Origin of the sequence: Rhodovulum tesquicola (assembly GCF_024128855.1) — a bacterium.
Classification (GTDB): Bacteria; Pseudomonadota; Alphaproteobacteria; order Rhodobacterales; family Rhodobacteraceae; genus Rhodovulum; species Rhodovulum tesquicola.
In genome coordinates, this window is record NZ_JAMYDV010000003.1 from 17,465 (window position 1) to 40,717 (window position 23,253).

24 protein-coding genes are annotated in these 23,253 nt (G+C 67.0%); 5 read left to right on the forward strand and 19 right to left on the reverse strand.

Annotation, left to right across the window (positions count from 1 at the left end):
* Positions 1 to 210 precede the first annotated feature (210 nt).
* Genes NHN26_RS04185 through gluQRS form a run of 3 tightly spaced genes read left to right on the forward strand, consistent with a single transcriptional unit; the run spans position 211 to position 2,985 of the window.
* Positions 211 to 750: a hypothetical protein gene (locus NHN26_RS04185; protein ID WP_253088266.1), complete on the forward strand. Its 540-nt coding sequence runs from the start codon at positions 211 to 213 to the stop codon at positions 748 to 750.
* 56 nt (positions 751 to 806) lie between these two features.
* A complete protein-coding gene (gene trmFO, locus NHN26_RS04190) occupies positions 807 to 2,147 on the forward strand; it encodes a methylenetetrahydrofolate--tRNA-(uracil(54)-C(5))-methyltransferase (FADH(2)-oxidizing) TrmFO (protein ID WP_253088267.1) in 1,341 nt (446 codons plus the stop codon).
* Positions 2,140 to 2,985 carry a tRNA glutamyl-Q(34) synthetase GluQRS gene (gene gluQRS, locus NHN26_RS04195; RefSeq protein ID WP_253088268.1) on the forward strand — a complete coding sequence of 282 codons (846 nt, stop codon included), beginning with the start codon at positions 2,140 to 2,142 and terminating at the stop codon, positions 2,983 to 2,985. Before trmFO ends, gluQRS begins: the two co-directional genes overlap by 8 nt.
* A gap of 41 nt (positions 2,986 to 3,026) precedes the next feature.
* Here the strand turns inward: gluQRS and hisI are convergent, their stop codons facing one another.
* A complete protein-coding gene (gene hisI, locus NHN26_RS04200; protein WP_253088269.1) occupies positions 3,027 to 3,386 on the reverse strand; it encodes a phosphoribosyl-AMP cyclohydrolase in 360 nt (119 codons plus the stop codon).
* 67 nt (positions 3,387 to 3,453) lie between these two features.
* Here hisI and NHN26_RS04205 point away from each other — a divergent pair, with 67 nt between their 5' ends.
* Entirely contained in the window at positions 3,454 to 3,906 is a 453-nt protein-coding gene (locus NHN26_RS04205; protein WP_253088270.1) for an iron-sulfur cluster assembly scaffold protein, read from the forward strand.
* A 124-nt stretch (positions 3,907 to 4,030) separates the two neighbouring features.
* Here the strand turns inward: NHN26_RS04205 and NHN26_RS17465 are convergent, their stop codons facing one another.
* From NHN26_RS17465 to sciP, 5 genes are all read right to left on the reverse strand, one after another.
* Positions 4,031 to 4,153, reverse strand: coding sequence for a hypothetical protein (locus NHN26_RS17465; protein WP_287185495.1), 123 nt, complete (start codon positions 4,151 to 4,153; stop codon positions 4,031 to 4,033).
* Between the two features lie 108 nt (positions 4,154 to 4,261).
* Positions 4,262 to 6,352, reverse strand: coding sequence for an ATP-dependent DNA helicase RecG (gene recG / locus NHN26_RS04210; RefSeq protein WP_253088271.1), 2,091 nt, complete (start codon positions 6,350 to 6,352; stop codon positions 4,262 to 4,264).
* A complete protein-coding gene (gene ligA / locus NHN26_RS04215) occupies positions 6,349 to 8,475 on the reverse strand; it encodes an NAD-dependent DNA ligase LigA (protein WP_253088272.1) in 2,127 nt (708 codons plus the stop codon). The genes recG and ligA overlap by 4 nt, the downstream gene beginning before the upstream one ends.
* 80 nt (positions 8,476 to 8,555) lie before the next feature.
* Positions 8,556 to 9,272 (reverse strand): response regulator transcription factor CtrA, encoded by a 717-nt coding sequence (ctrA, locus tag NHN26_RS04220; RefSeq protein ID WP_253088273.1) that lies wholly within the window; start codon positions 9,270 to 9,272, stop codon positions 8,556 to 8,558.
* 121 nt (positions 9,273 to 9,393) lie between these two features.
* Positions 9,394 to 9,672, reverse strand: a complete 279-nt coding sequence (sciP, locus tag NHN26_RS04225; protein ID WP_253088274.1) for a CtrA inhibitor SciP — start codon at positions 9,670 to 9,672, stop codon at positions 9,394 to 9,396.
* 126 nt (positions 9,673 to 9,798) lie between these two features.
* On the opposite strand from sciP, the gene mnmA reads away from it, so the two are divergent.
* Complete coding sequence (mnmA, locus tag NHN26_RS04230) at positions 9,799 to 10,947, forward strand: tRNA 2-thiouridine(34) synthase MnmA (RefSeq protein WP_253088275.1); 1,149 nt, start codon at positions 9,799 to 9,801, stop codon at positions 10,945 to 10,947.
* A gap of 74 nt (positions 10,948 to 11,021) precedes the next feature.
* Here mnmA and lpxB read toward each other — a convergent pair whose 3' ends face one another.
* From lpxB to pyrH, 13 genes are all read right to left on the reverse strand, one after another.
* Complete coding sequence (lpxB, locus tag NHN26_RS04235) at positions 11,022 to 12,188, reverse strand: lipid-A-disaccharide synthase (RefSeq protein WP_354595920.1); 1,167 nt, start codon at positions 12,186 to 12,188, stop codon at positions 11,022 to 11,024.
* Entirely contained in the window at positions 12,185 to 13,021 is an 837-nt protein-coding gene (locus tag NHN26_RS04240) for an LpxI family protein (RefSeq protein ID WP_253088450.1), read from the reverse strand. The genes lpxB and NHN26_RS04240 overlap by 4 nt, the downstream gene beginning before the upstream one ends.
* Positions 13,018 to 13,815 (reverse strand): acyl-ACP--UDP-N-acetylglucosamine O-acyltransferase, encoded by a 798-nt coding sequence (lpxA, locus tag NHN26_RS04245; protein ID WP_253088276.1) that lies wholly within the window; start codon positions 13,813 to 13,815, stop codon positions 13,018 to 13,020. The genes NHN26_RS04240 and lpxA overlap by 4 nt, the downstream gene beginning before the upstream one ends.
* A 4-nt stretch (positions 13,816 to 13,819) precedes the next feature.
* Positions 13,820 to 14,293, reverse strand: coding sequence for a 3-hydroxyacyl-ACP dehydratase FabZ (fabZ, locus tag NHN26_RS04250; protein ID WP_253088277.1), 474 nt, complete (start codon positions 14,291 to 14,293; stop codon positions 13,820 to 13,822).
* Positions 14,294 to 14,378: 85 nt separating this feature from the next.
* Positions 14,379 to 14,969: an OmpH/Skp family outer membrane protein gene (locus NHN26_RS04255; protein WP_253088278.1), complete on the reverse strand. Its 591-nt coding sequence runs from the start codon at positions 14,967 to 14,969 to the stop codon at positions 14,379 to 14,381.
* Positions 14,970 to 14,973: 4 nt separating this feature from the next.
* Positions 14,974 to 17,310, reverse strand: coding sequence for an outer membrane protein assembly factor BamA (gene bamA, locus NHN26_RS04260; RefSeq protein WP_253088279.1), 2,337 nt, complete (start codon positions 17,308 to 17,310; stop codon positions 14,974 to 14,976).
* A gap of 161 nt (positions 17,311 to 17,471) precedes the next feature.
* The gene (locus tag NHN26_RS04265; RefSeq protein ID WP_253088280.1) at positions 17,472 to 17,609 is read right to left on the reverse strand and encodes a hypothetical protein; all 138 of its coding nucleotides are present in this window, start codon (positions 17,607 to 17,609) and stop codon (positions 17,472 to 17,474) included.
* 100 nt (positions 17,610 to 17,709) lie between these two features.
* A complete protein-coding gene (gene rseP, locus NHN26_RS04270; RefSeq protein ID WP_253088281.1) occupies positions 17,710 to 19,056 on the reverse strand; it encodes an RIP metalloprotease RseP in 1,347 nt (448 codons plus the stop codon).
* 28 nt (positions 19,057 to 19,084) lie between these two features.
* Positions 19,085 to 20,266 carry a 1-deoxy-D-xylulose-5-phosphate reductoisomerase gene (dxr, locus tag NHN26_RS04275; RefSeq protein WP_253088282.1) on the reverse strand — a complete coding sequence of 394 codons (1,182 nt, stop codon included), beginning with the start codon at positions 20,264 to 20,266 and terminating at the stop codon, positions 19,085 to 19,087.
* A 7-nt stretch (positions 20,267 to 20,273) separates the two neighbouring features.
* Entirely contained in the window at positions 20,274 to 21,065 is a 792-nt protein-coding gene (locus NHN26_RS04280; protein WP_253088283.1) for a phosphatidate cytidylyltransferase, read from the reverse strand.
* Positions 21,065 to 21,790, reverse strand: coding sequence for a polyprenyl diphosphate synthase (gene uppS, locus NHN26_RS04285; RefSeq protein ID WP_354595921.1), 726 nt, complete (start codon positions 21,788 to 21,790; stop codon positions 21,065 to 21,067). Before uppS ends, NHN26_RS04280 begins: the two co-directional genes overlap by 1 nt.
* A 27-nt stretch (positions 21,791 to 21,817) precedes the next feature.
* Positions 21,818 to 22,384, reverse strand: coding sequence for a ribosome recycling factor (frr, locus tag NHN26_RS04290; protein WP_253088284.1), 567 nt, complete (start codon positions 22,382 to 22,384; stop codon positions 21,818 to 21,820).
* Between the two features lie 54 nt (positions 22,385 to 22,438).
* Positions 22,439 to 23,176: a UMP kinase gene (gene pyrH, locus NHN26_RS04295; RefSeq protein ID WP_253088285.1), complete on the reverse strand. Its 738-nt coding sequence runs from the start codon at positions 23,174 to 23,176 to the stop codon at positions 22,439 to 22,441.
* Between the last annotated feature and the right edge of the window lie 77 nt (positions 23,177 to 23,253).

The window sequence follows — 23,253 nt, forward strand, 5'->3', positions numbered from 1 at the left end:
CGTGCGCGACAGATCGCGTCCTGTTTCGGCCGCGATTCAGCCTCTGTTTACCACGGATTCCGATAGACCGGGTTATCCTCCGCTTTCGGCAAATCCGTCCGGTCGCCGTCAGGATTTCGTCAAGAAGAAGCCGGAATTCTCTGTCCTGCTCGAAACACTGTGAAACCCGGCCCCGGGGACCGGATTGACGCCGAAGGGAGAGCTGCCGCCATGACTGGCAAAACGCCCCTCGTTCAGGTCGCCACATGCCGCGCGCTTGCCGCCGCGCGCATGTTGGTCGCTTCCTATTTCATCGCCCATGCCACCGGGATCATCGTCATGCCCGAGGGCGCCGATCTTGTTCCCCGGGCGGGAACCGCCACTGTCGGTTCATGGGCTACCATTACCGTGGTCTGGCTCACGGGGGTTGCCCTCTTCGTCGGTCGGGTCGTCCGGCCCGCGGCGCTGATCCTTGCGCTTTACACGGTCTGCACGGCGCTGGTTTCTCATTCGGGGCTTTTCGTGCTGCCGGTCGCGCAACACACGCTCTGGATAGAGGTTGCGATGGTCGGCGCGCTGGTGATGATCGCGCTGACCGCAGATCTTCCGACCTGCCGTGCCATGCGCGGCGGCGTCGGGGCCGACGATCCCGAAGAAGAACTGTCACGCACGCGGCTTGAACTGGCCGCCACACGCGCCGCCCTCGCCGAAATCCAGGCAAGCGACAAGGTAATTTCATATCCGCCCGCTTTGATCCGCCGCTCGGCCTGATCCCCGGGGCGGGCTTCCCTCTTTCCAAGGGCCGCCCGCGCCGCTAGATCGGGGCCATGGCAGACCCCCTTCACATCATTGGCGGCGGCATGGCGGGTGCCGAGGCCGCCTGGCAGGCCGCGCAGGCCGGGCTTAACGTGGTGATCCACGAGATGCGACCCCGGACCGGCACCTTTGCCCACCGCACCGACCGGCTGGCCGAGATGGTGTGTTCCAACTCGTTCCGTTCGGACGATGACGAACAGAACGCCGTGGGCCTTCTGCATTGGGAAATGCGCGCGGCGGGCGGGCTGATCATGGCGATGGCCGACGACAACCGCCTGCCCGCGGGCGGCGCGCTGGCCGTGGACCGCGACCGTTTTGCCGAGGCGGTGACCGCGCGCCTGCTTGACCACCCGAAGATCGTCGTTGAACGATCTGAAATTATGTCGCTTCCCACAGATGGCCATTGGATCGTCGCGACCGGTCCGCTGACCTCGGACGCGCTGGGACAGGCGATCCGCGCCGAAACCGGTGCCGAGGCGCTGGCCTTTTTCGACGCCATTGCGCCCATCATCCATGCCGACAGCGTGGACCTGTCCAAGGCATGGTTCCAGTCGCGCTACGACAAGGGCCAGACCGAGGAAGAACGCACCGCCTACCTGAACTGCCCGATGGATCGCGACCAGTACGAGGCCTTCATCGACGCACTGCTCGCCGCCGAAAAGACCGAGTTCCACGAGGGCGAGACCGCAGGCTATTTCGACGGCTGCCTGCCGATCGAGGTGATGGCCGAGCGCGGGCGCGAAACGCTGCGCCACGGGCCGATGAAGCCGGTGGGGCTGACCAACCCGCATGCGCCGGACATCAAGCCCCATGCCGTCGTTCAATTGCGCCGCGACAATGCACTGGGCACGCTCTACAATATCGTCGGCTTCCAGACCAAGATGAAATACGGCGCGCAAACATCTGTTTTCCGTATGATTCCCGGACTCGAAAACGCCATGTTTGCGCGTCTTGGCGGAATCCACCGCAACACCTTCCTCAACGCGCCCATGCTGCTTGACGCCGGGTTGCGGCTGAAATCGCGCCCGCATATCCGCTTTGCCGGGCAGATCACCGGGGTCGAGGGCTATGTGGAATCGGCCGCGATGGGCCTTTTCGCGGGTCGCCTTGCCGCGGCGGAACTCACGGGCCGCAGCCTGCCGCCCGTGCCCGCGACCACCGCCACCGGCGCGCTGGTCGCCCATATCACCGGCGGCGCGGATGCCCGGACCTTCCAGCCGATGAACGTCAATTTCGGCCTGTTCCCGCCGGTCGAGGGGCTCAGGGCCGGGCGCCGCGGCCGGCGCGATCGCTACAAGGCCTATACCGACCGCGCCAAGGCCGACTGGACCGCCTGGCTTTCCCATGGCTGAAGCGCGCACCCGCTTCGCGCCCTCGCCCACCGGGCCCCTGCATCTTGGCCACGCCTTTTCCGCGCTGACCGCCTTTGACCGCGCCCGCGCCGCGGGCGGCACCATGCTGCTCAGGATCGAGGATATCGACAGCGCCCGCTGCGGCCTGGAATGGGAGGCGCTGATCTTCGACGATCTCGCCTGGCTCGGCATCGACTGGCCGCACCCGGTCTTGCGCCAGTCCGCCCGCCTGCCCGCCCATGCAGCCGCGCTCGACCGGCTGGCCGCGATGGGGCTGACCTATCCCTGCCGCTGCCGCCGCGCCGATATCCGCGCCGCGCTGTCCGCCCCGCACGCCCCGGTGATCGGCCCCGACGGGCCGGTTTATCCCGGCACCTGCCGCACCCGCCCGATGGATCAGGCCGGTCCCGATGACGCGATCCGGCTGAACATGCAGGCGGCGCTGTCCCGGTTGGACGCTCTCCCGGCCTTCACCGAAACCGGGCCGTCCCATGCCGGGCGCCACGCGCTGGTGCGCGATGCGCTGATCGAAACGGTTGGCGACGTGGTTCTGGCGCGGCGCGATCTTGGCACCTCCTATCACCTTGCCGTGGTTGTGGATGACGCCTTCCAGCAGGTCAGCGAGGTCGTGCGCGGCGAAGACCTGTTCGAGGCTACGCCGATCCACGTTCTGCTCCAGTGCCTTCTGGTCCTGCCCTCGCCAGGATACCACCATCACCGCCTGATCGTGGACGAGGCGGGCAAGCGGCTGGCCAAGCGCGACGATGCCCGCGCACTCGCGCGCTACCGCGCCGACGGCGCGACGCCCGAGGACATCCGCCGACTTGTCGGGCTTTGACGCGCCCGCTGCTTCTTCTTGGCACAAATACCCATGGCGCCTCAGCCTGCCACGGGCGCCATGATCTCCACTTCCTCGCCTTCGCGGATCGCGGTGTAGAAACAGCTTCGCCGGTTGGTGTGACAGGCAGGACCCTCCTGCTCGACCACCAGCAGAAGGCAGTCGCGGTCGCAATCGACGCGCATCTCGATCAGCCGCTGGACATGGCCGCTGCTCTCGCCCTTGACCCAGAAGGCCTGACGCGAGCGCGACCAATAGGTGACGCGCCCGGTTTCCAGCGTGCGGGCAACCGCGTCTGCGTTCATCCAGGCCATCATCAGCACCGCCCCGCCCGTATCCTGGGCAATCGCCGGGATCAGGCCTGCCGCATCGAATTTCAGGCTTGCAGGATCGAAGGCCATGGCCGAACTCCTTTGAAAACGCGCGCGCCGGGTTTATCTATGCGCGATGCGGGCAGAAGGGAACGCCATGACCGCCGAGACCGATCTCGTCAAGCTCTACTCCCAGCGCATCCTTGCGCTGGCGGTCGACATTCCGCATCTGGGGCGGCTCGATGGGCCGATGGCCAGCGCGCGCAAGCGCTCGCCGCTTTGCGGCTCGACGGTCAGCGTGGACCTGGACATCGCGGAGGGGCGGATCACGCGCTTTGGCCAAGACGTCAAGGCCTGTGCGCTGGGCCAGGCGGCGGCGGCGGTCGTCGGGGCCGCCATCCTCGGGCGCAGCCGGGACGAGGTGCAGCGCGCCCGCGACCAGCTCAAGGCCATGCTCAAGGAAAACGGCCCGCCGCCCGACCCGCCCTTTGACGGGCTGGAGGTGCTGGCCCCCGCGCGCGAATATCGCAATCGCCACGCCTCGATCCTGCTGGCGCTGGAGGCGACGCTCGAAGCCTTTGACGCCGCCGAGGCCGCGGCCTGCGCCTGATCCGACAAAAAAACCGCCGCGCTCCGGTGCGGGAGGCGGCGGCGAGGTGTGCGTCCGTGCAGCGAGACGCAGGCTCCCGACCCCTTGGGGAGAGGCGCAGGCACAGACAGCGGGCAGTGAACCGTCAGAAAAGCGCGGGCAGGTGCAGCCCCGCGAACAAGGCCACCATCAGCGCGGCGGCGCCAATCGCATCCTGCCAGAGGGTGGCGCGGCTGCGCTCAAGGGTGGCGAGCAGTTCGGTCAGCATCGGGGCAACCTCCTGTCGAGTAACTTGTTGCCTAATTGTTCTCATACTTTCGGTTTTGCGTAAAGAACTTTTTAAGAACTTTTGCGAACGCAGAGGAACGTAGCGCCCTCAGCCCACCTTTATCAGCCGAATCGCCCTGTCCTGCTCCATCAGCCAGAGCAGCACGCGGGCGGCCTTGCCCCGCTCGCTTTCCAGCCCCGGATCGTCGGCCAGGAGCTTGCGCGCATCGCTTTGCGCCAGCGCCATCAGCGCCGATTGCCGTTCCAGATCGGCGATACGGAACCGCGGCAGGCCCGATTGCGCAGTGCCGATCAGATCGCCCGCGCCACGCATCGCCAGATCCTCCTCGGCGATGCGAAAGCCGTCCTCGGTCTCGCGCAGGATCTCCAGCCGCCGCCGCCCGCTTTCGGTCAGGGGCGGCTGATACATCAAAAGACAGGTCGAGGCCGCAGCACCCCGCCCGACCCGCCCGCGCAACTGGTGCAACTGCGCCAGCCCGAAACCCTCGGCCCGCTCGATCACCATGATCGAGGCATTGGGCACGTCCACCCCCACCTCGATCACCGTGGTCGCGACCAGCACCGCCGTTTCGCCCGCCTGAAACCGCGCCATGGCCGCATCCTTTTCGGGCGCGGGCATCTGGCCATGCACCAGCCCCACGACACCCTCGCCCAGCGCGGCGCGCAGGCTCTGAAAGCGGTCCTCGGCCGCGGTCAGGTCCACCAGTTCCGAGCCCTCGACCAGCGGGCAGACCCAATAGGCCTGCCGCCCCTCGGCGATGGCGCGGCGCAGATGGTCCACCACCTCGTCGATCCGCCCGGCCGAGACCAGCGCCGTCCTGACCGGCATCCGGCCCGGCGGTTTCTCGTCTAGAACCGACACGTCCATGTCGCCATGGGTGGCCAGCGCAAGGCTGCGCGGAATGGGTGTCGCCGTCATCACCAGCACATCCGCCGCCTGCCCCTTGGCCGACAGTTCCATCCGCTGCGACACGCCAAACCGGTGCTGTTCGTCCACGATGGCCAGACGCAGGTCGCGCAGCGCCACATCCTTCTGGAACAGCGCATGCGTGCCGACCAGCACCTGAATGTCGCCCGTGGCAAGGGCGGCCAGCTTGGCCCGCCGCTCGGCGCCCTTGTCGCGGCCGGTCAGGATTTCCAGCACCACACCCGCCTGTTCGGCCAGCGGGCGCAGGTTCTCCAGATGCTGGCGGGCCAGGATTTCGGTCGGGGCCATCATAACCCCCTGCCCGCCCGCCTCGACCGCGACCAGCAGCGCCATGAAGGCGACCAGCGTCTTGCCCGCGCCGACATCGCCCTGCAAGAGCCGGTTCATCCGGCTGGGCTGCGCCATGTCGGCCGCGATCTCGTCGATCGCGCGGGTCTGTGCCGCGGTCGGCCGATAGGGCAGCGCCGCCAGCACCCGCGCGCGCAGCCGCCCGTCGCCCGCCGTCACCCGCCCCTTGCCGCGCCGGACGGATGCCCGCGCCAGCGCCAGCGTCAATTGATGCGCGAACAGCTCGTCATAGGCCAGCCGCTGGCGTGGCGGCGCGGTCGCAGCCATCTCGCGCGGGCCAAGCGGCGCATGGGCCATGCGCAGCGCGGCGGCCCAGCCCGGCCACCCCTCGCGCGCCCGCAGAGCCGGGTCGATCCATTCGGGACAATCGGGCAGCCGGTCGAGCGCAGATTGCACCGCGCGGGTCATCTGTTTCAGGCCCAGCCCCGCGGTCAGCGGATAGACCACCTCGTAATCGGGGATCGTCTCGGCCTGGTCGGGCGGCAGCACATGATCGGGATGGACCACCTGGATCATCCCGTCGAAATGCTCGACCTTGCCGGAAATCACCCGCCGCGCGCCTTCGGGAAGCAGCTTGCGCAGGTAATCGCCCCGGGCATGAAAGAAGACCAGCGTGAAGGCGGTTTCGGCGTCCTGCACCTGCACCCGCCAGGGCCGGCCCCTTGTGCGCGGCGGTTCGTGGCGCAATACCTCGATCTCGACGGTGGCCACCTCGCCCTGGGCCACCTGCCGCAGGCTTGCCCGCCGCCGCCGGTCCACGCCCGAATGGGGCAGCGTGAAGATCAGATCGCGCGGCTTTTCGATATCGAGCTGGGCCAGCAATTTCGCGGTTTTTGGCCCGACCCCGTCCAGCCCCTCGAGCCCGGCAAACAGCGGAAACAGGATATCGGGCCGCCCGCTCATGCGCCCCCGATGAGGTCGAGCCAGCCTTGTTCGTCGATGGTCTCGATCCCCAGATCGGCGGCCTGCTTGGCCTTGGACCCCGCCCCCGGACCCGCCACCACCAGATCGGTCTTCTTCGACACCGAGCCCGCGACCTTGGCCCCCAGCGCCTCGGCCCGCGCCTTGGCCTCGGCCCGGGTCATCCGTTCCAGCGTGCCGGTAAAGACCACGGTCTTGCCGGCCACGGGGCTGTCGACCTGCCCGTGCGGCTGGGCCGGGTCCACGCTCAGATGTGCCACCAGCCGGTCGATCGAGGCGCGCTCGGCGGGCTGGTGAAAGGCCGTGACCAGAGAGGTCGCCAGCACCTGCCCCACCCCGTCGATGGACAGAAGCTGGTCCCATTCGGGACCCTCGCCCAAGCTGGCGTTTGTCATCGCCGCCTCGAACGCCTGCCATGTCAGGTAGTTGCGGGCCAGAAGATCGGCGTTCACCTTGCCGACATGGCGGATGCCCAGCGCAAAGATCAGCCGGTTCAGCGGGATCACGCGCCGCGCCTCGATGGCGGCGAAAAGATTGGTGACGGATTTCTCGCCCCAGCCCTCGCGGTTCCTCAGCTTGGGGATGTTCGCGCGGTCGCGCTCGGCCAGCGTGAAGATGTCGGCGGGTTCGCGGATCGGAAGCACCTCGTCGCGATAGAACATCTCGACCTGTTTCGCGCCCAGCCCCTCGATGTCGAAGGCGTTGCGGGAGACGAAATGCTTGAGCCGCTCGACCGCCTGCGCCGGGCATATCAGCCCGCCGGTGCAGCGGCGGACCGAATCGCCTTCTTCGCGAATCGCGTCCGAGCCGCATTCGGGGCAGGTGGTCGGAAAGGCGTAGGGCGCGGCGTCCGGGGGTCGCCTGGACAGGTCCACATCCGCCAGCTTGGGGATCACGTCGCCCGCGCGATAGACCTGCACCCAATCGCCCTCGCGGAAATCCTTGCCGTCGCGGATCGCCATGCCCCGGGAATCGCGCCCGGCGATGTAATCCTCGTTATGCAGCGTCGCGTTCGAGACGACGACGCCGCCCACGGTGACCGGCATCAGCCGCGCCACCGGCGACAGCGCGCCGGTGCGGCCGACCTGGATCTCGATCCGCTCCAGCCGCGTCCAGGCAAGTTCGGCGGGGAACTTGTGCGCGATGGCCCAGCGCGGCGTGGTCGAGCGAAAGCCCAGCCGGTCCTGAAGCGCGAGATCGTTGACCTTGTACACCACGCCGTCGATGTCATAGCCCAGCGTCGCGCGGCGCTGTTCGATCGCGGAATAATGCGCCATCAGCGCGTCGGGCCCGTCGCAAAGCGCGGTCAAGGGATTGACCGGAAAGCCGAAATCCGCCAGCCGGGCAATCGCGCCCTTCTGGGTATCGGCCAGCGGCGCGCTGACCGCCCCCCAGCCATAGGCAAAGAACCGCAACGGGCGCGATGCCGTGATCGCCGGATCAAGCTGGCGCAAGGATCCGGCCGCGGCGTTGCGCGGGTTGGCGAATGTCTTCTGCCCGGCCTCGGCCTGCCGCGCATTCAGCGCCTCGAAATCGGAATGCGTCATATAGACCTCGCCCCGCACCTCGAGGATGTCAGGCGCGCCGGCCAGCGTTTCGGGGATATCGGCGAGCGTGCGGGCGTTCGCGGTGACGTTCTCGCCGGTCTCGCCATCGCCGCGGGTGGCGGCCTGCACGAGTCGGCCGCCCTCGTAGCGCAGGCTGAGCGAGAGCCCGTCGATCTTGGGCTCGGCCGTGTAGATCAGCGGCCCGTCGGGGGCGAGGCCCAGATAGCGGCGGATGCGAGCGTCGAACTCGGCGATCTCGTCGGGCGCAAAGGCGTTTTCCAGTGACAGCATCCGGCGTTTGTGCCGGACCTTGGCGAAACCCTCGGCGGGCGCGGCCCCCACCCGCCCCGAGGGGCTGTCCGGGCGGATCAATGCCGGAAAGCGCGCCTCGATCTCGGCATTGCGCCGTTTCAGCGCGTCATAGGCCGCATCCGAGATTTCGGGCGCGTCATGCCTATGATAGGCCGCATCGGCCCGCGCGATCTGCCGCGCCAGACGGGCAAGTTCAGCCCGCGCAGCCTTTTCGGTCAGCTTTTCGACAGGTGTTTCGGCCGTCATCCGCGCCCCCACAGATCCCCGGCCTCAGTGATAGGGACGCCGCGCGGGGATTTCCAGCGGCCGCGTGGGCCGCGTGGACGTCACGCGCCAAGGGCGATGGAGCGTGGCAGGTCGCGCACCGGTTCGGGATCACGCAGCACATAGCCCCGGCCCCAGACCGTTTCGATATAGGTGTCGCCGCCCGTGGCCTGGGCCAGCTTCTTGCGCAGCTTGCAGATGAAGACGTCGATGATCTTCAACTCGGGCTCGTCCATGCCGCCATAGAGATGGTTGAGGAACATCTCCTTGGTCAGCGTCGTGCCCTTTCTCAGCGAGAGCAGTTCCAGCATCTGGTATTCCTTGCCGGTCAGATGCACGGGTTTGCCCTCGACATCGACCGTCTTGGCGTCGAGATTCACCTCGATGCGTCCGGTGCGGATGACCGACTGGGCATGCCCCTTGGACCGGCGGATGATCGCGTGGATGCGTGCGACCAGTTCCTCGCGGTGGAACGGCTTGGTCATGTAGTCGTCGGCACCGAAGCCAAATCCCTTGATCTTGTTCTCGGTATCCGCCGCGCCAGACAGAATCAGGATCGGCGTGTCGATGCGCGCAAGGCGCAACTGGCGCAGAACCTCGTGGCCGTTCATGTCCGGCAGGTTCAGATCGAGCAGGATCAGGTCGTAATCGTAGAGCTTTGCAAGATCGATGCCTTCCTCACCAAGATCAGTCGTATAGACGTTCAGATTGGCGTGGGTTAGCATCAGCTCGATGCTTTTCGCCGTTGTCGGGTCGTCTTCCACCAGAAGCACGCGCATGGCTGGGGTCTCCGTTAAGTCGTCGAACGTTTTGCGAACCCTGACGAGATTTGGTTAACTTCACCTTACCTTAAGCTTGACTCTAGCATTTACAATTTTAAGTTGTCCAGTTAATTTCGCGTCAGGGTTGTCTGAACTCCTTCAACGCCGTAACCTTCAAAGCCCTCAGCCCGTGTTCGCGCACCGCACGACGCCAGCTGTCCAATTCTTCCTCCGACAGCGAATAGCGCTCCAGCGCCTCGGTCTCCGAAATCAGCCCGGCGGCGACGGCCTTGACCACGGCAGCCTTGCGGCTGGCGACCCAGCGGCGCGTATCCACCGGCGGCAGGTCGGCCCGCGTCATGGTCGTTCCATCGGGCAGCGTGACGGTCCGCGGCCCGTCGATGCGTTTCAGAAACATCGGCTATCGTCCCTCTTGCGGCTGCCCCGAAACTGGCCCGCCATGCTTAAGGGGGGGTGAAGCCAGGGGTTGAGAGTATGTCGCATTTTCCTATATTCCCTGCGAATGTTGCCCAGGAGTGCTCCCATGCCGCTTGACAGCGCGACTCGCCCGCTGAATTCGCTGGGCTTTGCCAAGCCCGAGGCGGAAACCCGCGTGCTCGTCGCCATGTCGGGCGGCGTCGACAGTTCGGTTGTCGCCGCTCAGCTTGCCGAAGAAGGCTATGACGTGGTGGGCATCACGCTTCAGCTTTACGACCACGGCGCCGCGCTGGCGAAAAAGGGCGCGTGCTGCGCCGGGCGGGACATCCACGACGCCCGACGGGTGGCCGAGCAGGTGGGATTCCCCCATTATGTCCTGGACTACGAAAACGCCTTTCGTGAGGCCGTGATCGAGGAATTTGCGGACGCCTATCTGGCGGGCGCGACGCCCGTGCCCTGCATCCGCTGCAACGAAAGGGTCAAGTTCCGCGACCTGCTGGAAACGGCAAGGGAACTTGATGCCGACTGCATGGCGACCGGGCATTACATCCGGCGGATGGAGGGCGCGCAGGGGCCGGAACTGCACCGTGCGGCCGATCCTGCCCGCGACCAGTCCTATTTCCTGTTCTCGACGACCCGCGAGCAGCTCGATTTCCTGCGCTTTCCGCTGGGGGGCCTGCCCGACAAGGCCGCGACCCGGGCGTTGGCGGCGAAATACGGGCTGCCCGTGGCCGACAAGCCCGACAGCCAGGACATCTGTTTCGTCCCCGAGGGCAATTATGCCTCGGTCATCGAGAAGCTGCGCCCGGGCGCGGCCGAGCCGGGCGAGATCGTGCATGCCGATGGCCGCGTGCTGGGGGTGCATGAGGGCGTGATCCACTACACCATCGGCCAGCGCCGGGGGCTGGGGATCGGCGGGCTGGCCGAGCCGCTTTTCGTGGTGCGGCTGGACGTGGACGCTCGGCAGGTGATCGTCGGGCCGAAAGAGATGCTGGCCACGCGGCTGGTGCATCTCGGCGAGGTGAACTGGCTGGGCGATGCGCCGATCGGGACAATGGCCGAATGGCCGGTCCTGGTGCGCGTCCGCTCAACCCGGCCGCCGCGCGAGGCGATCCTGCGGCCGGTTTCCGAGCGTGAGGCGGTGGTCGAGTTGCTGACCCCGGAGGAAGGCGTGAGCCCGGGCCAGGCCTGTGTCTTCTACGAGACCGAGGGCACGCGCGTTCTGGGCGGGGGCTGGATCCGGGCGGGCGGCTGATCCCTTGCCCCGGCGCCCCGCGGGATGGCAGGCGGCGGGAACATGGGTATTTTTGCCAAGAAGAACACCAGGGCTCAGCCAAGCCCGTCAAGGACGGCGCGGGCGGCGCGCAGGCCGGGGGCCTCGCCACCCTGCCCAAGCCGGGTCATGGTCAGGCGCGCGGCCGACAGTTGCGCGGCGCGGGCCTCGGGATCGTCGAGAAGCCGCAGGAGCGCGGCGGCAATCGGCTCGGGCTTGCAGGCGGCGCCCAGGAATTCGGGCACGGCGCGGGTTTCGGAAACGATATTGACCAGCGTCACCGTGTCGAGCCGCAGCATCCGGCCGATGATCTGCCGACTGAGCCAGTTCATGTCATAGGCGATCACCATGGGCACGCAATTCGCGGCCAGTTCCAGCGAGACCGTGCCCGACGCGGCCAGCGCCAGGTCGGCCGCGGCAAACGCGGCGCGCTTGTCCGAGGGCGCGGCGCGGCGGGGGTCCAGCACCAGCGGCGTGCCGGGCCAGTCGCGGATCAGGTGCTGGACCGCCTCGGCGACCGGGGTGGCGGCGGGCACCACGACGCGCAGCGCCGGGTGGCGGGCCAGAACGGGGGCGAGCGCGGCTCCGAAGACCGGGGCAAGCCGCGCAACCTCGCCCCGGCGCGATCCGGGCAGGGCAAGGACAAGCTGCGCATCGGGCGCGATGCCATGAGCGGCGCGAAAGGCAGCGGCCTCTGCGGGCGTGGCGTGCGGCTGGGCGACGACCGGGTGGCCGACGAAATCGCAACGCATGCCTTCGGCCTGCATGAAGGGCGGCTCGAACGGGAACAGCGCAAGCACCTGGTCTATCACCCGCGCCATTCGGGCCGCGCGTTTCGGCCGCCAGGCCCAGACGGTGGGGGCGACGTAATGCACGGTGCGGATGCGGCCCCCGGCTTTCACGCGGGCGGCGACGCGCAGGGAAAAATCCGGGCTGTCGATGGTGATCAGCGCATCCGGTTGCAGACGCAGCACCGCGTCGGCGGATTGGGCGATCCGGCGTTTCAGCGCGAAATAGCGCGGCAGCACCTCGGCGATGCCCATGACCGACAGCTCGTCCATCGGAAAGAGGCTGGTCAGCCCCTCTGCCTGCATCAGCGGGCCGCCGACGCCGTGGAACGCGACCCCCGGCGCCAGGGACTTGAGCCCCGCCATCAGCGCCGCGCCAAGCGCATCGCCCGAAGGCTCGCCCGCGATCAGGAAGAACCGCGGCGGGCGGCTCACGGGGTCCGGACCCAGAGGAACAGCCCGGCCCGATCGGCGCGGGCGACGGTTTCGGCGGGGTCGAGCAGCAGAACGCCCCCCGCCTCGACAACGATCCCGGCAAGGCCCGCGCGCGCGGCGGCCTCGACCGTGGCGGGGCCGATGGCAGGCAGGTCCACACGGCGATCCTGTCCCGGCTTCGGGGCCTTGCAGACCACGCCCATGGCGCCCTTCGGATCGGGGCGGCAGGCGCCTGCGACCTCGGCCACCCAGGCCAGCATCGCGTCGGTGCCGGGCAGCGCCTCGACCGCAAGGCAGAGCCCCTGTGCCACCACCGCTCCCTGCCCCACATCCGCCGCCCCCAGCGCCGCAACGATCTGCGCGGCGCGGGCGGCATCGCGTTCGTCGGCCGGCGAGGGTTGCGCGCGCGTCAGCACGCCGGGCGGCGGCAGCAGGTCGGGCGCCACGGCCTCGGCGCCCAGCACGGCAAAGCCTTCCTCCTCGAACAGCGCGATCACCGCGCGCAGGGTCGCGTCGTCGCCCTGCGCCAGCGCGGGGACGATCCGGGGCAGCAATTGCGCGGTGCGCGGGTCGATGCGTTCGGGGTCAAGCCGCGGCCGGGTCACGGCGCCGGCCATCACCACGCGGGTCACGCCGTTCTCGTGCAGATGGTCGAACAGGAGCGCCAGCCGTTCAAGCGCGAAGCGCGTGACCGGAAGCCCGCCGGGGTTTTCCATCGCGAACCCCTCGACCTCGGCGATCAGAAAGGGCTTGCCCGAGGCTGCCAGCGCGCGGGCCAGATGGGCGGGCAGCGCGCCGCGTCCGGCGATGAGGGCGGTCGCGCCTACCATCAGCGCGGGGTCAGGAAGGAGCGGTCGGTATCGGCCAGCACGAACTCGACCATCTCGCGGACATGGGGGCTGTCGGTTTCCGCATGGATGCGGCGAGCGCGATCCATGAACGCGCCCTCGCCCTGCGCCAGCGCCTGAAAGGCCGCGCGCAGCGCCGAGATATCCTCGCGCGCGACACCGCGGCGTTTAAGCCCGACAAGGTTCAGCCCGTCCAGCACGCCGCGCGGCCCCTGCACCAGACCATAGGGAATGACATCATTCGTCACCATCGTCACCGCGCCGATGATCGCGCCGCGGCCGACCCGCACGAATTGATGGATGCCCGACAGCCCGCCGATGATCACGTCGTCGCCAATGACGCAATGCCCGGCCAGCGCCGAGTTGTTGACCATGATGACCCGGTCGCCCACCTGCGCGTCATGGGCGACATGGGCGCCCATCATGAACAGGCAATCGTCACCGACCCGGGTAATGCCGCCGCCGCCCTCGGTGCCGGTGTTCATCGTGACGCCCTCGCGGATGCGGTTGCGCGCGCCGACGATCAGGCGGGTGTCCTCGCCGCGGTATTTCAGGTCCTGCGGGATGTCGCCGATATTGGCGAAGGGGAAGATCACCGTGCCCTCGCCGATCTCGGTCAGGCCGGTGACGATGGCGTGGCTCTTGATCTCGACCCCTGCCCCCAGACGCACCTTGGGCCCGATCACCGAGAACGGGCCGATGACGCAGCCCGGGCCAATCTGGGCGCCGTCTTCGACGATGGCGGACGGGTGAATGCGGGCGGTCGGGTCGATGGCCATATTCCTACTCCTGCGGCAGGTCCATCATCGCGGTGAATTCGGCCTCGGCGGCGACCTCGTCGCCCACCATCGCGACGCCCGCGAATTTCCAGACCTTCTTTCCGCTTCGCTTGACGGTGATGTGCAACTCCAGCACGTCGCCGGGCCCCACCTTGCGGCGGAACTTGGCGCTGTCGATGGCCATGAAATAGACCAGAAGCTGGCTGTCGACCTTGCCCAGCGACAGGCCCGCCATGACCGCCGCGGTCTGGGCCATGGCCTCGATGATGGTCACACCCGGCATGACCGGGGTGCCGGGGAAATGGCCCTGGAAATGTGGCTCGTTGAAGGTCACGTTCTTGATGCCCACCGCGCTTTCATGGGGCACGATCCGCGTCACGCGGTCGACCAGCAGGAAAGGGTAACGATGCGGAATGACCCGCTGGATCAGCTCGATGTCGGCTTCGGTCACGACCTCGGTCGCGGGGGCACTGGTCATCTGAACATACTCCTTGCACTCGGCCCGGGCGCGCGGCCCGGCATCCGGCAGCCCTAGCAACTCCCCTCGTCCGCGGCAAGCCGGGCTACTCGGCCGATGCCTCACCGCCGGTTTCGGGGCCTGCTCCGGATGGGTCCAACGCCTCGGGCACAAGGCGGGCGTCTATTGCCGCGATGGCCTCGTCGGTGATGTCAACCTGTTCGGCGGACAGGATCACCGCGTCCCGTTCCAGCACCACGACCCCGCCCCTCTCGCGCACGATCTCTGCAACCAGCGGCAGCACCTGTCGGTAGAACGCCTGCTGACCCGCCTCCCGGCGCTGGGCAAGGGCGCGCGCCTTGGCATCCTGCACGCGGCGGGTCTCGACCACCTTTTCGTCGAAGGCTTCGGCCATCGCGCGGAACTCTTCGGGCGGCAGGGCCGCGCGACGTTCGGTCAGGTCGCGCTCTTCGGCGATCAGTTCGGCCTCGATCTGACGGTTCTCCGCGGCAAGCGCCGCGCTTGCGTCCTCAAGCGCTTCGGTCAAGGCGCGGCCGGTCTGGCTGTCGACGAACAACCGCTCCTGATCCAGGGTCAGCACGGGGCTGCGCAGGAAGGGCACCTCCTGTGCCGGGGCTGACATCGCCGCCAGAGCCGCCAGCAGGACGGCCAGAACCGCCGCGCGCGTCCCTTGCATGTGCCTAGAACCGGGTCGAGATTGTCAGGTCGAAATTCTGGGTCCGGTCATAGTCCTTCTTCTTCACTGCCTCGGAGAAGTTGAATCGCAAGGGCCCGATCGGTGTGTCCCAGAAGATCGAGACACCGACCGCCGAGCGCAGGCTGAAACCGTCATCGACTCCGCCCGGACTGTCGAGATTCCAGACCGAGCCCACATCGGCAAACAGGCCGCCGGTGATCCCGTATTCCTCTGGCAGGCCCAGCGGGAACTCCGCCTCGAAGCGGGCCACGACGAACATGTTCCCGCCAAGCGCCTCGTCGCCGGATTTGAGGATACCATCTGCGCCCGGGTCGCGCGGGCCGATCCCGTTGCCCTCGAAGCCGCGGATCTTGCCGTTCAGGAAATAGCGATCCAGAAGCCGACTGTCCTCGTTGCCCAGCATCGACAGAACGCCGCCCTCAAGCTCGGCCCGCAGCGTGATTTCCTCGTTCCAGACCATGGTCTGCGCCCCGACCAGCGCGGTGGTCTCGATATATTCCAGATCGCCGCCAAGACCTGCGTAATCCTGACTGAACTCCAGCCGGATGCCGGAATTCGGGTCGAGCCCTGTCCGGCGAGAGTCGTAGCTGTAGGTATAGCCGATCTTGGAATAGGTGAGGGCACCGCGATCCGCATCGGCCTGGATGATCGCCGAATCGCCCGCATAGTTGCGGATGTTCCCTTCACCCGCGGTATAGCGCACTTGCAGCCGGCTGCTTTCCGAGAGCGGGAATTGCAGCGACGGCGAAATCTCGATCAGCCTCGTGTCGTATTCGGCGTTGTAGCGACCGTCGGTCTCGGCATAGACCGCCGAGAAGCCGAAGCGTACATCCCGACCGAGAAAGGCGGGTTCGGCGAAGACGAAGCGCGATGTGGAATTGTCGGTTCCGGTGTCTATGCGAAAGCTCAGAAGCTGCCCGCGGCCAAGGAAATTCGATTCGGTGAACGTGATCGCGGCGCCCGCGCCGTTGACCTCGGAATAGCTGAGCCCGAACGCGAGCGAGCCTGTGGGCTGTTCCTCGACATCGACATTCACCACCATCTGGTCGGGTGCACTGCCCTCGCGCGCGGTGACATCGCTGCGCGAGAAGAAGCCCAGTGCGCGGATTCGGTCGGCAGCCTCGCGGATTTCACGCGGATTGAACGGATCGCCCTCGACGGTGCGGAACTGGTGGCGCACCACCCGGTCGAGCGTGGTGGCGTTGCCCTCGATGTCGATGCGTTCGACGAACATCCGCGGTCCGCGCGTGACGGCAAACTCGATGTCCAGGGTCAGATCGCGATCATTGCGCACGACGCGAGGTTCGACCCGGATGAAATTCAGCCCCTTGCGGGTCGCCAGACGTTCCATCCTTGCGATGGTATTCTCGACGGCAAGCGGGCTGTAGACCTGTCCCGGCTTGATGTTTGCCGCGCGCTGGAACTCGTCCGCATCGACCTCGGCAAGATCGGACACCGTCGTTACCCGCCCGAAGCGGAACTGCTGGCCCTCGCGGATGGTGAAGGTCAGAAGATAGCCGTCGCGATTGCGCGTCAGTTCCGGCGCAACCGACAGCACCTGGAAATCGACAAAACCGCGCGAGGTGTAGAAGTCGCTCAGCACCTGCTTGTCGAACTCGATCCGGTCGGCGATGAAAGTGTCTGACCGAATGATCCGGCGCAGGATGCCTGCCTGCTTGGTCCCCAGTGCCCGCCGGAGGCGGCTTTCCGAATATGCCCGGTTGCCGACGAACGAGATGCGCTCGATCTCGACCACGGCGCCCTCGACGATCTCGAAGACCAGGTCAACACGATTTTCGGACCGGCGGATGATCTTGGGCGTGACGCTGGCGGCCAGTCGGCCCTGTTGTTCATAGGCCGTTACGATGGCGGCGGCATCGGTCTCGGCCATGCTGGGCGAGTAGACCCGGCGCGATTGCGAACGGACGATCGAGGCGAGGTCATCATCCTTGATCCGGGCGTTGCCCTCGAACGCGATGCGGTTGATCGTGGGATATTCGGTGACATTGATCACCAGCGTGTTGCCGCGGGGCGAAAGCTCGACCGCCTCGAACAGTCCGCTGCCCGAAATCGCTTGATAGGCATCGTTCAGCCGCGCCGCCGACACCGCTTCGCCCCGGGCGATCCCGGCATAGGAAAGGATCGTCGCGGCATCGATGCGCTGGTTGCCGTTCACCTCGACCGACGAGAAGCGGTAGGTCTGCGCCTGCACCGCCTGCGGCACAAGCGCCACGGCCCCCGCGCTGCCCAGCAGCACCGTCGCCGCCAGTAGATGAGCCCGACCGCGCCGGCCGAGGTTCCCGCGTGCAGAAATTGACATGTCGCCGTCCCGCCCTGACGTGTTTTTTCTGTGACTTTAGCTACCGGGAACGCCGGAGGATGTCAAAAGGTCAGGACCGGGAAAACGGCGCGCGTTGCCCTCATCCCTCAGCCGGGCAACGGCCGATGAAAGGATCTCGGAACGCCCCTGCCGCGCAGCGCTCAGAGCCCCGTGAGCCAGCCGCCCAGCATGAGCGCAAGTGCTATTGCAAAGGGAAAGAGCAGCCTGTCCCCGTTCAACTGCATCAACAGCGACAGCCCGCGCAAGCCGTCGCGAAGGGTTTCGATGGCCTGGCCCATGCCGAATCCGTCCGTCTGCCCCGAGTTGCGAACCTGCGCTCATCCTGACCGCGCATTGTGGCAGCAAGAGGGCCGGGTCCAATTCAGGGGCGCGAAAGCATCAGGGGCAGACCAGGTCGTTTGTCAGGGCAAAGGCCATGAGTCCCAGCAGCATCGCCAGGCCGACCGCCGTCAGGAAGCGCATCGCCCGGTCGCTCGGCGGCCGGCCGGTGATCCCTTCGTAGAGGTAGAACACCAGATGCCCGCCATCGAGGACCGGGATCGGGAACAGGTTCAGAAGTCCCACCGCCGCCGACAGCACAGCGATGAACCAGATGAATGTTTCAAGCCCCTGGCTGGCCGCTGCGCCCGAGCTTTCGGCGATGCCGATCGGCCCCGACAGGTTGCACGAGCTGATCGCGCCCGTGACCATGTGATAAAGCGCCGACAGGCTCGACTGAAGGATGAAGCCCAACTGGCCCACCCCTTCGCCCAGCGCCTCGACCGGCCCGGGCATGCGGGTGGCGCTTTCGAAGGCCAGCGCGCCGGTCATCCCGATCAGCCAGCGCGTCTGGAAACTGCCGTCGGACATCGGCAGGTCCATCGATTTGGGCGTCAGGTCGAACTCCATCGTCTCGCCCGCACGCCAGATGCTGACCGTGACTGGCTGCCCGCCGGTCTCGGCCACGCGCGCCTGCAACTCGCGGAACGCGTTGATCGGCTCACCCTGAATGGCCAGCACAACATCGCCGGGTCTCAGCCCCGCCTCGGCGGCCGCGGTCCGGGGCTGGACCGTGCCCACGATCGGCGGGAAGGGATACGGGCCGGTCACGTCGCGTTCGACCCCGTCGCGGCGCACGGTATAGACGGGCGCGGCATCGGTCGGCAGCGTCGCCACAACCTCGTAGAAACGCGTGTAATCGGGCGTCGGCATGCCGTTCAGCGCCAGGATCGTGTCGCCGGGCGCCAGCGCAGACCGCTCGGCCATGCCTTGCGGCAGGTCGGCCAGCGACCCCACGGTGGGCGGCTCGAGAGCGACTCCGCGCACCAGCGACAGGGCTGCGAAGACCAGGATCGCGAGCGCGAAGTTGAACAGGGGCCCCGCCGCCACCGTCGCCGTCCGCGCCCAGAGCGGCGCGCCATGCATCGTGTGGCGCCGCGTATCCTGATCCATGCCCGCAACCTCGGGCGAGGGCCGCGCAGACGAGGCGCTGGCATCCCCCATGAATCGCACATAGCCGCCCAGCGGAAGGGCTGCGATCTGCCATTGCGTCCCATGGCGGTCGGTGCGCGAAACCAGAACCGGCCCGAACCCGATCGAGAACACCTCTGCCTTGATGCCCGACCAGCGGCCGACGATGTAGTGGCCGTATTCGTGAACGGTGACGATGATCGACAGCGCCAGAACGAAGGCGCCGACCGTGAAGACGAGGTTCCCCGCGGAGGGAATCAGCGAAAGGAGATCCAAATGCTCAGGGTCCTGGCTTGTGACTGATCTAGTGTTCCAGACCGCGGACGATCTCCGCCGCCGCCTGCCGTGCCAGATGGTCCGTTTCCAGCACTTTCTCAAGGCTTTCGGGCGAATTTGTCAGAAGGCTGTCGCCGGACAGCCGGGCCAGCACCGCCTCGACCACCTCGGCCATCTGGGTGAACCCGATCTGCCGGGCGAGGAAGGCGTCCAGCGCCGCCTCCTTGGCGGCGTTGAAGGCGGCCCCGGTCAGCCCGCCCGCCCGCATCACCTCGCGCGCAAGCCGCAGCGCGGGCCAGCGGGCTTCGCAGGCGGGGCGGAAATTGAGCTGGCCGATCTGCACCAGATCGAGCCGCGCCACCGGCAGGTCGCGCCGGTCCGGCCAGTTCAGCGCATAGCCGATGGCGTGCCGCATGTCGGGTGGGCCGACATGGGCCATGATCGCGCCGTCACGGAATCCGACCAGCGCATGGATCAGCGACTCGGGATGGACGACGGCCTCGATCCTGTCGGGATCTATCCCAAAATATTCTTTTGTTTCAATAAGTTCCAGTGCCTTGTTGAACATGGATGCGCTGTCGACCGTGATCCGTTGCCCCATCGCCCAGTTGGGATGCGACGACGCCTGTTCGGGGGTGGCGTTCTTCAGCGCCTCGATCGGCCAGTCGCGGAACGCCCCGCCAGACGCGGTGATGACGATGCGCTCGACCGCCTCGATCTCCTCGCCGACAAGGGCCTGGAAGATCGCCGAATGTTCGCTGTCCACCGGCAGGATGCGCGCGCCATGCTGCGCCGCCGTCGCCAGCAGCAGCGGCCCGGCGGTCACCAGGCTTTCCTTGTTGGCCAGCGCCAGCGTCGTGCCATGGCGCAGCGCCCGCATCCCCGGCACCAGACCCGCAGCGCCCACGATGGCCGACATGATCCAGTCGGCGGGACGGTCCGCAGCCTCGGCCAGCGCCTGCGGCCCGGCCGCGGCCTCGACCCCCGAGCCTGCCAGCGCGGCCTTCAGATCGTCATAGCAATCCTCATGCGCGGTCACTGCGATATCGGCCCGAAGCGCGCGCGCCTGTTCGGCCAACCGCGCAACGTTGCGCCCGCCGGTCAGCGCAACCACGTCATATTCCGCCGCCCCACCCTGCCGGGTCAGCAGGTCGACCGTGTTCTCGCCGATCGAGCCGGTGGCGCCGAAAATCGTGATCCGCCGTGCCATGCCTTTTTCAGAACCTCACTTCGGGAACATAAACGATCTGGGCCACCAGCAGCATCAGCAGCGCCGCGCCCAGAAGGCCGTCGAACCTGTCCAACAGACCGCCATGGCCGGGCAAGAGCGAAGAACTGTCCTTGACCCCCATGCGGCGTTTGAGCGCGCTTTCGGCGACATCGCCCATCTGGCTGGCAAAGGACAGCGCCACCGATATCCAGGGCAGATCGCGTCCCGCATTGGTGAAGGTCAGGAAGATCGCCCCGATCAGCGCGGCCGAGACCCAGCCTGCCACGGTGCCCGACCAGGTCTTTTTCGGGCTGACGCGCGGCCAGAATTTCGGCCCGCCGATGAACCGGCCCGCGAAATAGCCCGCCACATCGGTCGCGATCACCACCAGCACCAGCCATATCAGCCAGACCATGCCGTAATCGCCCCGGAAACTGGCCAGCCCATAGCCCGCCACAAGGATCGCCAGCGCATAGGCGCCATAGATCACCCGGTCGCGCGGCATCTGCCCGGCACCGACCAGCGCAGGTGCGGCCAGCAGCGGCAGCGCGTAGATCCCCGGCAAGGCCCAGGCGGCTAACACGGCGGCGCCCGACAACAGCCCCAGCGCCACCGGCCCGCGCCGGTCCTGCGGGGCGATCATGCGGCCAAGTTCCCACACCATCAGGCCCGAGACCGCTGCCGCGAGCATGGCGAACCAGATTCCGCCCAGCGCGATCAGCACAACACCGACCACGGCCATCGCCGCGCCCGAGATCAGTCGAGCCGACAGATCCTCCCACGAGCCCCGAACCGCCATCAGGCGCTGACCGCCCCGAACCGCCGTTCACGGGTGCTGTAATTCCCGACGATCTCGGCAAAATGGGCGGCCGTGAAATCGGGCCACAGGACCGGCGTGAATTCGTATTCCGCATAGGCCGACTGCCAGAGCAGGAAATTCGATATCCGTGCTTCGCCGGAAGTGCGGATCACCAGGTCGGGATCGGGCAGAAGGCACGTGTCGAGAAAGCGCGGCAGCGTCTCGGCATCCACATCCTCGGGGTCCAGACGCCCCGCCGCCACCTCGCGCGCCAGCCGCCGGGTGGCCCGCGCCACCTCGTCCCGACCGCCATAGTTGATCGCAACGGTCAGATGCACGAGGTCGTTGCCCTCGGTCAGTTGTTCCAGCCCGCGCATCATGCGCACGAGCTTGGGCTCCAGCCGGTCGCGGTCGCCGATGAAGCGCACCCGCACGCCATTGTCCAGAAGCGACTGCGCCTCCTTCTGGATGTAGCGGCGGAACAGCGTCATCAGCCCGGTCACCTCGGCCTGAGTGCGTTTCCAGTTCTCGGTCGAGAAGGCGAAGATGGTGAGGTAGCGGATGCCGAGTTCCGGACATGCCTCGAGGATCTCGCGCACACGCCGCGCGCCCGCCTGATGACCGAAAAGGCGCGGGCGACCGCGCATTTGCGCCCAGCGGCCGTTGCCGTCCATGATCACCGCCACATGGGCCGGGCCGGTATGCTGGTTGTCCTTCACGGCCACGCCGCCCCCTCTCCGACCCGCCAGGTCTCAGACCTGCATGATTTCCTGCTGCTTGCTTTCGAGCGCCTTGTCGATCAGGGCAATGTGCCTGTCGGTCAGATCCTGGATTTCGTCATGCCAGATCTTCTGATCGTCCTCGCTCATCCCCGCGTTCTTTGCTTTCTTGATCTGTTCCATGCCGTCGCGGCGCACATTGCGCACCGCCACACGAGCATGTTCGGCATATTGGGCTGCCACACGGGTCAGTTCGCGGCGGCGTTCCTCGTTCAGTTCGGGAATCGGCAGCATGATGATGGTGCCGTTCTTCTGCGGATTGATCCCCAGTCCCGATTCCATGATTGCCTTCTCGACCTTGTTCACCAGCGCCTTGTCCCAGACATTGATGGTCACCATACGGGGTTCCGGCACGTTCACCGTCGCCACCTGGTTGATCGGCGTCAGCGCGCCATAGGCATCGACCTGAATCGGCTCGACCATCGAGGCCGATGCGCGCCCCGTGCGCAGCGAGGCGAATTCATGCCTGAGTGCGGCCATCGCGCCGTCCATCCGGCGCTGAAGGTCGTCAAGGTCGATTTCCAGCTCGTCGTCGGCCATCGGTCTGAACTCTTCTGCTTGGGGTCCTTGTCGCGGATACAGGTTGCTATAACGCTAACCGTGGACGATTGTATAGGTGCCTTCCCCGGCAAGGATGCCGCGGAAACCGCCGGGTTCGTCCAGGCTGAAGACGATGATCGGCAGGTCGTTGTCGCGCGCCAGCGCGATCGCCGAGGCGTCCATGACCTTGAGATTCTTCACGAGAACGTCATCATAGGTGATGTCGTCATAGCGCACGGCGTCGGCAGCCTTCATCGGGTCCTTGTCATAGACGCCATCGACCTTGGTGCCCTTGAAGATCGCCTCGCAGGCCATCTCGTTCGCGCGCAGCGTTGCGGCGGTATCCGTCGTGAAGTAAGGGTTGCCGGTTCCGGCGGCAAAGATGCAGACCCGCCCCTTCTCCAGATGGCGCACGGCACGGCGGCGGATATAGGGCTCGCAAACCTCGTCCATCCGGATCGCGCTGATGACCCGGCAGAAGACGCCCATCCCTTCCAGAGCGGACTGCATCGCAAGCGCGTTCATCACGGTGGCCAGCATCCCCATGTAATCGGCGGTCGTGCGCTCCATCCCCTGCGCGCTCCCCTGAAGCCCGCGAAAGATGTTGCCGCCGCCGATCACCATGCAGATCTCGACGCCGAGGTCGCGGACCGATTTCACCTCTCGGGCGATGCGTTCCACGGTTGGCGGGTGCAGCCCGTAGACCTGGTCGCCCATCAGCGCCTCGCCCGAGATTTTCAGCATCACCCGCCTGTATTTGGGCTTCGCTTGCGTGGCGCCGGTGTCGTTCATAGGGTCTGCCTCTGCCCGTTCTCTTGTGTCGGGCGCAAAATGTCGGAAAAGGCTGACAGGTTCAACGCAGAACGAGG